The sequence below is a fragment of the Nonomuraea sp. 3-1Str genome, assembly GCF_031570565.1.
In the GTDB taxonomy this organism is placed as follows: domain Bacteria; phylum Actinomycetota; class Actinomycetes; order Streptosporangiales; family Streptosporangiaceae; genus Nonomuraea.
Genome location: NZ_JALHBK010000002.1, coordinates 244,909 through 258,475 on the forward strand (window position 1 = coordinate 244,909; position 13,567 = coordinate 258,475).

Below are 13,567 nucleotides of genomic sequence, written 5' to 3' on the forward strand. Positions count from 1 at the left end.
GGTGTGCGCTCCTTAACTTTCGTGTGCGGCGAGCCAGCGCTCGGAGTCGAGCGACGCCGAGCAGCCGGTGCCGGCCGCGGTGATGGCCTGACGGTAGGTGTGGTCGACGACGTCGCCGGCGGCGAACACGCCGTCGATGTTCGTCTGGGTGCTGGGGGAGGCGACCTTGACGTAGCCCTCGTCGTCGAGGTCGATCTGGCCCTTGACCAGCTCGGTGCGCGGGTCGTGGCCGATCGCGAGGAAGAGGGCGTCGGTGGCGAGCTCGCACTCCTCACCGGTCTTCACGTTGCGCAGCTTGACGGCCTCGACCCTGGACTCGCCGAGGACGTCCACGACCTCGCTGTCCCAGACGAAGCGGATCTTGTCGTTGGCGAGCGCCCGCTCCTGCATGATCTTGCTGGCGCGGAGCTGGTCGCGGCGGTGGACGACCGTCACCATGCGTCCGAACCGGGTCAGGAACGTGGCCTCCTCCATCGCGGTGTCACCACCGCCGACCACCACGATGTCCTTGTTGCGGAAGAAGAAGCCGTCACAGGTGGCACACCAGGAGACGCCTCGGCCGGACAGCCGCTTCTCGTTCTCCAGGCCCAGCTCGCGGTAGCGCGAACCCATCGCCAGGATGACCGACTTCGCGTAGTAGGTGTCGGTGTAGGTCTTGATGACCTTGGGGTTGGCTTCGAGGTCGACCTCGACCACGTCGTCGGCCATCAGCTCGGCGCCGAACCGCTCGGCCTGCTTGCGCAGGTTGTCCATCAGGTCGGGGCCCATGATGCCGTCGGGGAACCCCGGGAAGTTCTCCACGTCGGTGGTGTTCATCAGGGCGCCACCGGCGGTGACGGAGCCCTCGAAGACCAGCGGGTTGAGCTCGGCGCGCGCGGAGTAGACGGCCGCGGTGTAGCCAGCGGGCCCGGACCCGATGATGATCACGTTACGAACGTCGCTCAACGCTCCCACGCCTTCCTCGTCTGTTTTTGCCAGTGGCGTCAACAGATCCTAGGCCGCGGAGATTCCCACCCCTACTCGCGACGCCCGGATCAAACGAAAGAGCCCGCCGAAGCGGGCTCTGACGTGTGCTCACGATCGACAGGTCACCAGCGGCCGATCTTCGGCTTGCGCAGGTTCTTGCAGTGGAACGGATCGACGACGTCGACGCGGATGCGCTTGGCCGTCTCGTCCCGCCGGGACACCACGATCACGGCCTCCTGGCCGTTGTACTGACCCTGATCGACCGCGAAGATCTTCAGCTTGGTACGGCCGGCGACCTGATTGACGCACGTCGCCACCTTGTTGGTGTCGGCCGTGACGCCGGCCACGATCGGAGCGGGGGCCAGGAAGCCCCCCAGGCGCTGCCGCAGCTCGCCGTCGCTGTAGTTGTGGCCGCTGTCGGTCAGCGCGTACGGCCTGGCCTTCGCCACCTCCTTGGTCGGGGCGGGGGCCGGCTGGGCCGCCACCTGCCGGCTGGAGCCCGAACCGCCGCCACTGGCCACGAGCAGGTTGCCGGAGACGACGACACCGCCCACGACGGCCGCCGCGGCAGCGGCCGCGACCGCCGGCATGGCCCACCGCCGGCGTCGGGCCACCCGCCGCGCCGGGACGATGGTCCCGTCGTCGGCGACCACTCCGAGCCGTACGGTCTCCTCGGCCTGCGCCGCGTGGGCCGGCTCCTCGTAGGAGGGGATTGTGTGGACCGGCTCCGGCGCCAGGCGCGCTGCGGGCCTGAGGCGGACTGGCTCGCTCACCTCGGCGGGCTGCTCCCATGGAGCGTCCCGCATGAGCTTGTCCCAGTCCGGCGCCTCGGCGAGGTCCACGCCCCCGCGCCGCTGCTCGGCCTCGGCGGCGAGCGCCTTGTCGATGCGCAGTGCGACTCCCATCGGCATGGCCGGTGTAGGGGTAGCCGCGAGCACCTCGCGAACCGCTGCCAGGTCTGCCAGGAGCTCCCCACAGGGGTCGCATACCGCGAGATGGTCGCGGACCTGGCGGGCCGTGCCGGCGTCCAGGAGGCCCTCTGCCAACTCGGCGAGGATCTCCAGATCGTAGTGCGTATCACCCGTCACGAAGTTCTGCTCCCTTCCCGGATGAGACGCGACCGAGGTCCGAACGGTTCCGCAGATGCGAAAGAATCGGGGCAAGCTTCGCCCGGCCTCGGGCGCATCGGCTCTTGACGGTGCCGCTGGGCACGCCGAGCACCTGAGCTGCGTCTTCGACCGAATAACCCATCATGTCGACGAGCACGAGAGCCGCCCGCTGGTCGGCCGGGAGCCGTTTCAGCGCGGCAGAGACCTCCATCGAGACCTCCCGCTCGACCGTGTGGTCGGGCAGGGGCGTCTCGCGCTCGGCGGCCTCGATGAGCTCGTCGTCCGCGACCGGCCGGATGGACTTGCGGCGCATCCGGTCGAGGCAGGCGTTGACGACGATGCGGTGGAGCCAGGTGGTGACGGCCGCCTCGCCGCGGAACGAGCCCGCCTTGCGATAGGCGGACACGAACGCGTCCTGCACGGCGTCGGCCGCTTCGTCGGGGTCGCCGAGCGTACGCAGGGCGACTGCCCACATGCGGTCTCGGTGCCTCTTGACGATCTCGCTGAACGCGTGTGGATCCCCGTCGATGTGCGCGGTCAGCAGCGCGGCGTCACTGATCGCCGGCCGCTCCGCTGATGAGGGTGTCTCGGGTGGGGAGTTCACAAGAGGGATTCCTGGTTTATGCCGATCCGGAGGAGTGGACCATTACCTCATAGATGGTGCCATGAAAGCCGCCCGCATCTGCCGGAAGCCGCGTAAACCAGATCAGAACGTACTGCCCGGTGGCCGCTTGATCGGGCTTCAGCGTGACCTTCCCCGAGGCGCCCTTCTGCTTGGTGACGGTCTTCAGCGCCGAGAGATCGGGCGCGTCGCCCACCTTGAGCTCCACGCTCGCCCCGCTCGCGCCGGACAGCGTGGCCACCACGTCGCTGATCTGCACCGGCTTGCCCATGTCGAGCAGCAGGCCGACGCCCTCCTTGAGGTTGCCCAGCTCGGCGGTGTTGTAGTTGTCGGTCTTCCAGAACGTGCTGGGCTTGCCGTCGATCGCCAGCTCGGCGCCGGTGTTCTCCTCCTTGTCGCCCAGGGGGTCGAACGCGATCGCCCTCTTCGGCTTGACCGCCTGCGGGGCCGCGGTGACGGACGCCGAGGTCGCCGAGGGCGTGCCCTGCGCCTCCGAGCCGCCCTTGCCGCTGCCCAGGCTGCGGCCGATCGTCCATGCGCCGACGCCGACCGCGGCGATGACGAGCAGCACCACGACCGTCATGAGCACGCGGTTGACCATCCCGCCGCGCTGGGAGCTCCCGCGCTGTGGGACGGTCAGGTGCTGGATCGGCGGCTGGGGCCGCGGGGGCCGCACGTCGGTGTCGAGGCCCTCCGACGGCGAGGTGATCGTCACCGAGGGCGGGGCGGCGTTGTAGTCGATGGGGATCGGCATCGGCCGCGCGACGCCCGCCAGCGCCTCGGCCACGGCCGCCGGGCTGTTCAGGGCGCCGTGGCCCTTGCGCGACTCGGGCAGGCACGCCTTGACCGTGACGGTGTCGAGGTAGCTCGGCACTCCGGCGGTGACCTGGCGTGGCGTGCAGACGTGGCCGTCGGTCATGGGAGCGGGCGGCAGGCCGCCCTCCTCCTCGTCGCCCGGCCAGTGGCCGGTCAGACCCGCGTACAGCAGCCGGCCCAGGCCCTCGGCGTCGTCCAGGGCGGGCTGGTCGGTGGTGAGCCCCGACAGGGCCGCGTCGACGGCGACGCCCAGCACCTTGACGGTGTTGCCGGTCGTCCACACCAGGTGGGACGGGCGCAGGCACAGGTGGTACAGGCCAGCCTCGTGGGCGTGCGCGAGGGCCTCGGCAGCCTCGGCCACCAGCCCCGCCGCCCGCTCCGGGTCCAGCGGGCCGGCCGCGACCAGGTCGGACAGGGTCTCGCCGGTGACCCACTCGCTCACGACGTAGGAGTAGTCCTCCTCCTCGGCCGCGTCGAACACCTGCGTCAGCCGCGGGTCGGTGAGCCGGCTGGCGGCCCGGGCGGCGGTGACGACCTCGTGGACGCGGGGGAAGTCGGCGGAGAAGGTGTGGACGGCGACGGGGCGGGCGAGGATCTCGTCGATGGCCTTCCACAGAGTGGCGCCGTCGGACTCGGTGACCCGGTCCTCGAGCCGGAAGCGTTGGGCGAGACGCGTGCCGGGTTCGACCGCCGACGTGCTCACTGACTCACTCCGCTCGGCTGATCGGGCGTGCTCATGACTCGGGTGGCCTGCGTGGTCGTGTCCCACGTAGGCACGCTATGCCGGGTGGATCCGCCCACGCCCCTCCTGCTTCCATTCGCGCGTGTGGGCACCATGGTAGTGCCGCGCCGGTTCCGCCCGTGATTCCTTACCGGCTTCCTTACCGGCCCAACCGTCCGGCAACCATCCCCACGATCGAGTTGACCTCGGGGATGCGCATACGGTGGGCCACGGCGAGGTACAGCAGCATGCCCACGCCCCCGCCGACCACCAGGATGATCACCGAGGTGAGGAAGCTCAGCCCGCCGAACGCGAGCTGGACCAGCCACACCACGGCCAGCGCCAGCACGGCCGTGGGCAGAGCGGCGAGGTACATCCGGGTCATGGCCATGCCGATCTGCCAGCCGCCCAGCCCGTGCACCCGCCGGGAGGCCAGCCACCAGGCGGCCACCGCCCCGAGAGCGTACGCGACGGCGTAGGCGAAGGCCAGTCCCATCACCGTGTAGGCATACGGGAGCACCTGATACATGATCCACATGAGCAGCGCGTTGACCACGGTCGTGGCCGCCCCCACGTACACCGGGGTCCGGGTGTCGCCGAAGCTGTAGAAGACGCGCAGCAGGAGCTGGAAGATCGCGAACGGCACCAGGGCCAGGCCGTACACCTGCAGGACGTTGCCGATGTAGACGGCGTCCTGGAGCGGCACGGAGCCGTGCGCGTAGATCGGCACGGTGATGGCCGGGCCGAGCACCATGAGCAGCAGCGACACCGGGACCATGATGGAGCCGATGAGCCGGACGCTGGAGGCGAACTCGCTGCGCACGTCGCCGAACCGGCCCTCGCTCACCGCGCGGCTCATGCGCGGCAGCATCGCCGTGATCACCGAGACCCCGATGATGCCGTACGGGAGCTGGAAGAGCTGGAAGGCGTAGGTGTAGGGGCTGATGCCGTGACCCGAGACGGAGTCGCCGGCGGAGCTGGCCAGGTTGGTGGTCAGCATGAAGCCGAGCTGGGTGACCACCACGTAGCCGATGGTCCACGCGCCCGCCCGGCCCATCTCGCCGAGCCGGGCGTTGCGCAGGTCGAAGCGGGGCACGAACTCGAACCCGGCCCGCCGCAGGGCCACGATCAGCACGACCGCCTGGGCCACGATGCCCGCGGTGGTGCCGAGGCCCAGCAAGGCGAGCTGCCCGTCGGTGACGCGGCCGATGTCGTCGCCCGCGTCGCCCACCACGACCACGTAGGCGAGCAGCACGCAGATGACCACGACGTTGTTGAGCACGGGCGCCCACATGGGGGCCGCGAAGCGGTCGCGGGTGTTGAGGATGGCGCCCGCCACCGCGCCGACGCCGAAGAAGGCGAGCTGCGGCAGGATGAAGCGGGCCAGCGTCACCGCGACGTCGAACTTACGCCCGCTCCAGCCCGTGGTGTAGAGGTCGATGAGCAGCGGCGCGGCCAGCACGGCGATCACCGCGACGACGGCCAGCGCGACCGCGGACAGGCTCAGCAGGCGCTGCTCGTAGGCGCGGCCGCCGTCGGGGTCCTGCTTCTGCGCCCGGACGATCATCGGCACGACGACGCTGCTCAGGACGCCGAGCAGCAGCAGGTCGAGGATGCTGTACGGGATGGAGTAGGCCGCGTTGTAGGCGTCGCCCATGCCGGCGGTGCCGATCGCGATGGCCAGCACCATGGTGCGCACGAAGCCCGTGACCCTCGACACCATGGTCCCCGCGGCCATGACGGCGCTGGCCCGGAGCATGCGGCTCATACGGTCTCACTTTCCCGACTCTTGGCGGCCCGTTCGAGCCGTCGCTGCGATCTGCGCCTGAGGACCCGCGTCACGACCGCGGCGAGCATGACCGTCAGCGCCGCGCCGACGATCACCAGGGCGATGCCGGTGTAGCCGGTGGTGCGGATGATGAGCTTCACCGGCTTGCCGTACGGCTTCCCGTCGGAGGTGAGGAGCTGGACGGTCACGGCGGAGTCGCCGCTGACGCCGGGCGTCGCCTGCATCGCGACCGGGAGGGTGCCGCTCTGGCCGTTGCCGCCGATCACCAGCCGCCGGGGCTCCTGGACGTCGACGACCTTCAGCAGCTTGTGGTTGTTGGAGACGACGCGGACGTCGACCGTCACCTCGACCGGCAGGGAGTTCTTGACGCTGATCGGCACGACGCCGTCGGACCCGGCGAGGGTGCGCGGCCGGTCGGGGTCGGCGCCGGTGATCGTGATCATGTCCATCCGGTCGTCCACGGCGTCGGCGACCAGCTCGGCCGCCGCGCGCCCGGCCCGCGTCTGGTTGCGCCAGGCGGAGGACGTCAGCCGCAGCACGGCCGCGTCGAACGCCGACGGCGACTTGTCCGTGGTGATGAGCGAGGTGAGGTCGGCCTTGCGGGCGATGTCCTTGATCGGCGTGAGGTACTTGGCGCCGAGCTCTTCCTTGCGGTCCTGATCGGTGTAGGTGAGGCCGGCGCGCGCCGGCTGTGCCGACTGGCCGGTCTGGACCGTCTTGGCCTTGGCCGGCTTGACCGAGTCGAGCGGGGTGAGCGTCAGCCACGGCAGGCTCTTCGCGGTCTTGAGCAGGGCGGAGACCAGTGTGGGGTTGGGGTCCCAGCGGCGGGAGGGCGCGACGACCAGCGAGCGCGGGGTCGTCTGCCCGGGCTCGGCGGAGATCATCGCGGTCTCGGCGATGAAGCGCTGGCGGCTCAGCAGCACCGAGCCGGCGCCGCCGCCGGGCTCGAAGAGCCGGCTGAGCGCGGGGTCGGCGACGAGCGCCGTGACGGGCCCGGCGACGCTGTACAGCGTGGCCGCGGCGTCGGGGGTGACGGCCCCGGGCGCGAGGGCCGCCTGCTGCGTCGTCTCCGTTCCCGGCTGCTGCTGACCCTGCGGCGGCAGGTTGGTGGAGTTGAGCAGGACCTTGCGCACCTGGGCGACGCCGGGCTTGCCGACGGCCAGCAGGTCGAGCGCGTCGGCGTCGAGCAGCCCGGAGGCCGGCCAGTTGATCGAGGTCGACACCTCGGGCCTGAGGAGCTGGGTGGCCTTCTGACCGCCCAGCTCGATCGCCCGGCCGACCTGCGTGTCGAACCCCTTGTGAGCCAGCGCGGCCACGTCGGGGTCGGCGTACGGGGTGGCCACGACGGGGGAGTCGGCCAGGGCCTCGCGCAGGTCGGTGAGCCACTGCGCGGCCGCGCTGTCGGCGGGCTTCTTGACCGGGCCGTCCTTGGTGCTGACCGTGTACGGCTTGGACATGGCGGTCACGTCGTCGAGCAGGGCGGGGTCGAGGAACCAGGTGACGCTCTCGGGCGCGGCCTTGGCGATGCGGAGGAGGTCGGCGAGCCGGCCCTTGCCGGTCAGCGCCGGGCCCAGCTTGTCGTCGGCGAAGTTCGGGTCGTCGGCGCGGTGCGGCTGGTCGATCAGTGGGAGGGCGACGGCCAGCTTGTTGCGCACCGGCTTGGGCTGCGGGGGCGCGTACGTGATGAACGTGCGCTGGACGGCGAGCTGCCGCCAGCCCAGCTGCTGGACCTCGATCGCGATCGGGTAGACGCCGAAGCGGGGCGTGCCCGGAGCGGCGAGCTGCGCCGGGGTCAGCGTGATCTCCCACGGGGTCGAGGCGCCCGCCGCCAGCGACGCGATCGTCATGGCGGACCTGTCGGAGACGTTGACCGGGGTCTGCGGGTCGCTCAGGTCGGCCTGGTAGGCCTCGACGGCGGCCCGGTCGGCGAGCGGCTGCGGCGAGTAGCGCAGCCGTACGAGCAGGCCGGTCAGGGCGGTGCCGGTGTCGTTGCGCAGGGTGCCGGAGATCTTGATCTCGTCGGCGGCGCCCTTGGCCCAGTCGGGTGTGATGGAGGACACGATGAGGGCCAGCCCCTGGCGGGCGGCCTGGGCGGATGCCTGGGCGGGCGCCGAGGCGGTCGTCGTCCTCGCGGCAGCAGCGCCCGGCGTCACCGCGCCCAGGGGCGCGAGCAACGCGGCGGAGACGACGGCGAGCAGCGTGGCCTTACGGATCACGCGTCCGCCCGGGCTGGAGTACGGCGCACGCCCGCAATGGTACGGGCTCAGTGCCGCAACGCGATCGCCTCACGTGGTCCCCTGGGCATGGGAATCCTGAGGTCCACGGTCTTGCCGGACAGGAGGGACTGCAGGTCAAGGGCGCGCATGCGCACCGCGGTGTGTCGTTCGCCGCTGGCCATGAAGATCGGCTCCCCGTCGGAGCTGAGCCGGTCGTCGATGAGCAGCGGGAGCCGGCGCGGCAGCAGCAGCGGGCACACCAGGCCGGCGGCGTAGTCGGTGGCGGAGTTGACCAGGAAGGCGGGGGCGTGCCGCACCTCACGCGCCCCCAGCAGGCCGCCGACCGCCCCGGGCCGCGGCGGCGCGGCGACCGAGGAGACGACGGCGACGACCTCGTGCCCGAGCCTCGTCGTGGCCTCGAACACCGTGACCGCGACGCACCTCTCGGGCGCGGCGGAGATCGTCTCGGGCAGCTCGTCCGCGGTGGTGATGGGACGCGGAAGGCGTACGATCTCATGATGGACCTGGTGTGCGAGGAGCCAGCGGTGGATCGCGAGGGCGTCCTTCATGAACACGCTCCTTCGTTCCTTGGCCCCCGACGGTCCTCTTGACCGACGGTAACCCGGACCTCATGTGGCCCGGGGGATATGTTCCGGAATCGAAGGACCTACCCAGCTTGTCCGACTCAAATCTGACCGACAACCAGCAGCGGGCCATGAGCGACCTGTTCCGCAAGATCGCCCCCGTCGCCGACGAGCTCGGCCGCCTGTTCGCCGACCAGGGGCACGAGCTGGCCCTCGTGGGCGGCCCGGTGCGCGACATGCTCCTCGGCCGCACCGGCAACGACCTCGACCTCACCACCGACGCCCACCCCGAGCGCGTGCTGTCCCTCGTACGCGACTGGGCCGACTCGGTGTGGACCATCGGCATCGACTTCGGCACCGTCGGAGTGCGCAAGGGCGGCTGGCTGATCGAGATCACGACGTACCGGAGCGAGTCCTACGACCCCAAGTCGCGCAAGCCCGAGGTCATGTACGGCGAGACGCTGGAGGCCGACCTGGAGCGGCGCGACTTCGCGGTCAACGCGATGGCCGTGCGCCTGCCCGGCCACGAGTTCGTCGACCCGTACGGTGGCCTGACCGACCTGGCGGCCAGGAGGATGCGCACGCCGGGCCCCCCGGAGCGGTCCTTCGGCGACGACCCGCTGCGCATGCTGCGCGCCGCGCGGTTCGCCTCCCAGCTCGGCTTCGCCGTGGACGACGCCGCCGTGGAGGCGATGACCTCCATGGCCGGGCGCATCGAGATCGTCTCGGCCGAGCGGATCCGCGACGAGCTGGACAAGCTCATCTGCGGCGCCCGGCCCCGCGAGGGCCTGCGCCTGCTGGTCGACACCGGGCTCGCCGACCACGTCCTGCCCGAGCTGCCCCGGCTGCGCCTGGAGATCGACGAGCACCACCGGCACAAGGACGTCTACGAGCACACCCTGACCGTGCTCGACCAGGCGATCGCCCAGGAGGAGGACGGCCGGGCCGACCGCATCCTGCGCTGGGCGGCGCTCCTGCACGACATCGGCAAGCCCAAGACACGCCGCCACGAGCCCGGCGGCCGGGTCTCCTTCCACCACCACGAGGTGGTCGGCGCCCAGCTGACCAAGAAGCGCATGGCAGAGTTGCGCTTCCCCAAGGACGTCGTGGCCGACGTGTCGCGGCTGGTGGAGCTCCACCTGCGCTTCCACGGCTACGGCACGGGCGAGTGGACCGACAGCGCCGTGCGCCGCTACGTGCGCGACGCCGGCCACCTGCTCACCCGCCTGCACAAGCTCACCCGGGCCGACTGCACGACCCGCAACAAGCGCAAGGCGGCGGCGCTGTCGCGCACCTACGACCAGCTGGAGGAGCGCATCGCCCGGCTGGCCGACGAGGAGGAGCTGGCCAAGATCCGGCCGGAGCTCGACGGCAACGACATCCAGCGGATCCTCGGCGTCGGCCCGGGACCGGTGGTGGGCCAGGCCTACAAGTTCCTGCTGGAGCTGCGCCTGGACAAGGGCGTCATCGGCACCGAGGCGGCCACCGAGGCGCTGCTGGAGTGGGCCCGCGACAACGGCCTGATCGGCTCCTGACGGCCGGTCAGGGCGAGGGCACCGGGGGCCGCACGATCAGGCGGTAGGCCAGCGCGGCCACCGGGTAGCCCAGCGCGATGATCGCCACGGCGAGGTAGGACCTGCCGTCGGGCGGCAGGATGACCGCCGACAGCGCCGCGGCGAGCACGTACATACCGTTGAAGAGCATGTCGTAGATCGAGAAGGCCCGGCCTAGGTAGGCGTCTTCGACGTCGCGCTGCACGGCCGTGTCGGCGCAGATCTTGACGCTCTGCCCGGCGATGCCCAGCACGAAGCCGGCCATCGGCAGCCCCCACTCCTGGAACGGCAGGATCAGCGCCCCCGAGACCAGGCCCGCCGCGGCCAGGGCCATCGGCACCCACCGCTCCAGGGTGAACCGCTCGGTGGCCCACGGCGTGAGCACGATGGCGAGGGTGTAGCCCACGCCGGAGGTGGCGACCACCACGCCGATGCCGCGCAGGGCCGCCTCGGCGTCGCCGTCGGTGAAGTAGTAGCGGTACAGGATGATGCCGAGCGCGGTCGCCATGCCGTACAGGAACCGGTGGGCGGCCATCGCGCCCATCGTGGCGGCGGCCCTGCGGTGGCCCACCAGGTGCCGCGCGCCGTCCACGAGGCCCGCGACCACGTTGCGGACCGCCTCGCGGGCCTGCGGCCGGTCGGGGTCGTAGGAGGGGCCGAGCAGCGAGCGCTCCATCGTGCGCGCGATCAGCGCGCTCAGCCCGAACACCACGCCCGAGATGACGAGCAGCAGCGCAGTGCCGTACGCGCCGCCGCCGAACACCTCGCGCAGCAGGAAGCCCAAGCCGGCGCCCACGAACGTCAGGGCGGTGCCGGAGGTGGGGGTGACGGCGTTGGCCGCCATCAGCCGCTCGGGCGGCACCACGTGCGGCAGGGAGGCGCCGAGCGCGGCCATGAAGAACCGGTTGACCCCGAGCACGCCGAGCGCCGCGGCGTAGAACACCGGCTCGGGCACGCCGGCGACCAGGAGCGCCGCGGCGGCGAGGAGCAGCGTGCCGCGCACCATCGGCGCGATCACCAGGATCTGCCGCCGCGACCAGCGGTCGATGAAGACGCCCACGAAGGGCCCCAGCACGCTGTACGGGAGGAACAGCACGGCCATACCGGCGGCCACCGCCAGCGCGGTGGTCTGCTTCTCGGGGCTGAAGAAGGCGAATCCCGTCACCGCGAACTGGAAGATCCCGTCGGAGAACTGCGAGACCAGCCGCGTGCCGAAAAGCCGGCGGAAGTCCCGGCCCTGCAGGACTATCCGGAGATCGGCGACGAACGACACGCAGTCAGCCTAGTCCCGCCCATGACGTCCCAGGCGCGAGAGTTGGCGCAGCAGGTGCGCGAACCAGGTTCTGCCCGCCGACATGATCACGTACGCTTCGTAGCGTGACGACTGATGAACTGGTGGTGCTGGTCGACGGCGAGGGCCGCGCGGTCGGCACCGCGCCCAAGATGTCGGTGCACGGCCGGGAGACGCCGCTCCATCTGGCCTTCTCCAGCTACGTCTTCGACCGCGACGGTCGCGTGCTGCTGACCAGGCGCGCCGACCACAAGCTGACCTGGCCCGGCGTGTGGACCAACAGCTGCTGCGGCCACCCGCTGCCGGGCGAGCCGCTCGACCACGCCGTCACCCGCAGGCTCTCCTACGAGCTGGGCCTGGCCGTGGAGCGCGCCGACCTGATGCTGCCCACGTTCGCCTACCGGGCGGTCATGGGCAACGGCATCGTCGAGCACGAGCTGTGCCCCGTCTACCGCGTCACGGCCGAGACCCCGGCGGTGCTCAACCCGGAGGAGGTGGGAGAGACCCAGTGGATGCCGTGGCAGGAGTTCGCCGCGCGCGTGCTGACAGGCGAGCTGGCCATCTCGCCGTGGTGCGCCGAACAGGTGCCGCTCCTGGTCGGGCTCGGCCCCGACCCGATGGCCTGGCCCACGGCCGCCGAGGCCGAGCTGCCCCCCGCGGCCCGGGTCCCCACCGGCTGACGCCCCGGCCCCGGCGACGGCCCACCAGGCGCCGTGACGGCGGCCGACCCTGTGCGGGTCAGCCGCCGTCTCCCTGGAGGCCCTCAGCCGCGTGCGGCGACCGGGCCCTCCTCGGCTGTGCCGTGGCGGATGCCTATCTTTCGACCTCGCCGCGGATGTACTTCTCGACGTAGTCGCGCGCCTCGTCGTCGGAGTACTGCACGGGCGGCGACTTCATGAAGTAGGACGACGCGCTGAGGATCGGGCCGCCGATGCCCCGGTCCAGGGCGATCTTGGCGGCGCGCACCGCGTCGATGATGATGCCGGCCGAGTTCGGCGAGTCCCAGACCTCGAGCTTGTACTCCAGGTTGAGCGGGGTGTCGCCGAACGAGCGGCCCTCCAGACGGACGTAGGCCCACTTGCGGTCGTCGAGCCACGGCACGTGGTCCGACGGGCCGATGTGCACGTCGGCCTTGCGCATCTCGTGCGGGATCTGCGAGGTGACCGACTGCGTCTTGGAGATCTTCTTCGACTGGAGCCGCTTGCGCTCCAGCATGTTCATGAAGTCCATGTTGCCGCCGAAGTTGAGCTGGTACGTGCGCAGCAGCTCGACCCCGCGGTCCTCGAACAGCTTGGCCATGACGCGATGCGTGATGGTGGCGCCGACCTGCGACTTGATGTCGTCGCCGACGATCGGCACACCCGCCTGCGTGAACTTCTCGGCCCACTCGGGGTCGGAGGCGATGAAGACGGGCAGCGCGTTGACGAAGGCGACCTTGGCGTCGATCGCGCACTGCGCGTAGAACCGGTCGGCCTCCTCGGAGCCCACCGGCAGGTAGGAGACGAGGACGTCCACCTGGTTGTCGCGCAGCACCTTGACGACGTCGACCGGCTCCTCGTCGGACTCGTCGACGATCTCCCGGTAGTACTCGCCCAGACCGTCGAAGGTGTGGCCGCGCTGCACGACCACCCCCGTCGGCGGGACGTCCGCGATCTTGATCGTGTTGTTCTCGCTGGCGACGATCGCCTCGGAGAGGTCACGGCCGACCTTCTTGGCGTCCACGTCGAAGGCGGCGACGAACTCGACGTCGCCCACGTGGTAGTCGCCGAACTTCACGTGCATCAGGCCAGGCACCCGGACCGCCGGGTCGGCGTCCTTGTAGTAGTGGACGCCCTGGACCAGTGACGCCGCGCAGTTGCCGACACCGACAATGGCCACGCGAACCGAACCCATCGCACTC

The 13,567-nt window shown here is 71.0% G+C and carries 11 protein-coding genes; 2 read left to right on the forward strand and 9 right to left on the reverse strand.

Going from position 1 to position 13,567, the window contains the following annotated elements; genetic code table 11:
- Positions 1-12 precede the first annotated feature (12 nt).
- The 7 genes from trxB to MTP10_RS04905 form a co-directional block, all read right to left on the reverse strand.
- On the reverse strand, positions 13-945 hold the full coding sequence (gene trxB / locus MTP10_RS04875) for a thioredoxin-disulfide reductase (protein ID WP_310707775.1): 933 nt from the start codon (positions 943-945) through the stop codon (positions 13-15).
- Between the two features lie 143 nt (positions 946-1,088).
- Positions 1,089-2,054 carry a zf-HC2 domain-containing protein gene (locus MTP10_RS04880; protein WP_310707776.1) on the reverse strand — a complete coding sequence of 322 codons (966 nt, stop codon included), beginning with the start codon at positions 2,052-2,054 and terminating at the stop codon, positions 1,089-1,091.
- Positions 2,044-2,679: an RNA polymerase sigma factor SigM gene (sigM, locus tag MTP10_RS04885; RefSeq protein WP_310707777.1), complete on the reverse strand. Its 636-nt coding sequence runs from the start codon at positions 2,677-2,679 to the stop codon at positions 2,044-2,046. Before sigM ends, MTP10_RS04880 begins: the two co-directional genes overlap by 11 nt.
- A 16-nt stretch (positions 2,680-2,695) precedes the next feature.
- A complete protein-coding gene (locus tag MTP10_RS04890; protein WP_310707778.1) occupies positions 2,696-4,216 on the reverse strand; it encodes a protein kinase family protein in 1,521 nt (506 codons plus the stop codon).
- 178 nt (positions 4,217-4,394) lie between these two features.
- Positions 4,395-6,002: a murein biosynthesis integral membrane protein MurJ gene (murJ, locus tag MTP10_RS04895; protein ID WP_310707779.1), complete on the reverse strand. Its 1,608-nt coding sequence runs from the start codon at positions 6,000-6,002 to the stop codon at positions 4,395-4,397.
- Positions 5,999-8,239, reverse strand: a complete 2,241-nt coding sequence (locus tag MTP10_RS04900) for a DUF6049 family protein (RefSeq protein WP_310707780.1) — start codon at positions 8,237-8,239, stop codon at positions 5,999-6,001. The genes murJ and MTP10_RS04900 overlap by 4 nt, the downstream gene beginning before the upstream one ends.
- Before the next feature lie 47 nt (positions 8,240-8,286).
- Complete coding sequence (locus MTP10_RS04905; protein ID WP_310707781.1) at positions 8,287-8,808, reverse strand: YbaK/EbsC family protein; 522 nt, start codon at positions 8,806-8,808, stop codon at positions 8,287-8,289.
- A 146-nt stretch (positions 8,809-8,954) separates the two neighbouring features.
- Here MTP10_RS04905 and MTP10_RS04910 point away from each other — a divergent pair, with 146 nt between their 5' ends.
- Positions 8,955-10,358, forward strand: coding sequence for a CCA tRNA nucleotidyltransferase (locus MTP10_RS04910; RefSeq protein WP_310708159.1), 1,404 nt, complete (start codon positions 8,955-8,957; stop codon positions 10,356-10,358).
- Positions 10,359-10,365: 7 nt separating this feature from the next.
- Here the strand turns inward: MTP10_RS04910 and MTP10_RS04915 are convergent, their stop codons facing one another.
- Entirely contained in the window at positions 10,366-11,649 is a 1,284-nt protein-coding gene (locus MTP10_RS04915) for an MFS transporter (protein WP_310707782.1), read from the reverse strand.
- A 104-nt stretch (positions 11,650-11,753) separates the two neighbouring features.
- Here MTP10_RS04915 and idi point away from each other — a divergent pair, with 104 nt between their 5' ends.
- Positions 11,754-12,347 (forward strand): isopentenyl-diphosphate Delta-isomerase, encoded by a 594-nt coding sequence (gene idi, locus MTP10_RS04920; RefSeq protein ID WP_310707783.1) that lies wholly within the window; start codon positions 11,754-11,756, stop codon positions 12,345-12,347.
- 133 nt (positions 12,348-12,480) lie between these two features.
- Here the strand turns inward: idi and MTP10_RS04925 are convergent, their stop codons facing one another.
- On the reverse strand, positions 12,481-13,560 hold the full coding sequence (locus tag MTP10_RS04925) for an inositol-3-phosphate synthase (protein ID WP_310707784.1): 1,080 nt from the start codon (positions 13,558-13,560) through the stop codon (positions 12,481-12,483).
- Positions 13,561-13,567 lie beyond the last annotated feature (7 nt).

Excerpts from the sequence above, each read along its gene's own strand:
- murJ (WP_310707779.1), bottom strand. The coding sequence starts at position 6,002 with ATGAGCCGCATGCTCCGGGCCAGCGCCGTCATGGCCGCGGGGACCATG.
- MTP10_RS04905 (WP_310707781.1), bottom strand. The coding sequence starts at position 8,808 with ATGAAGGACGCCCTCGCGATCCACCGCTGGCTCCTCGCACACCAGGTC.
- MTP10_RS04910 (WP_310708159.1), top strand. The coding sequence starts at position 8,955 with ATGAGCGACCTGTTCCGCAAGATCGCCCCCGTCGCCGACGAGCTCGGC.
- MTP10_RS04925 (WP_310707784.1), bottom strand. The coding sequence starts at position 13,560 with ATGGGTTCGGTTCGCGTGGCCATTGTCGGTGTCGGCAACTGCGCGGCG.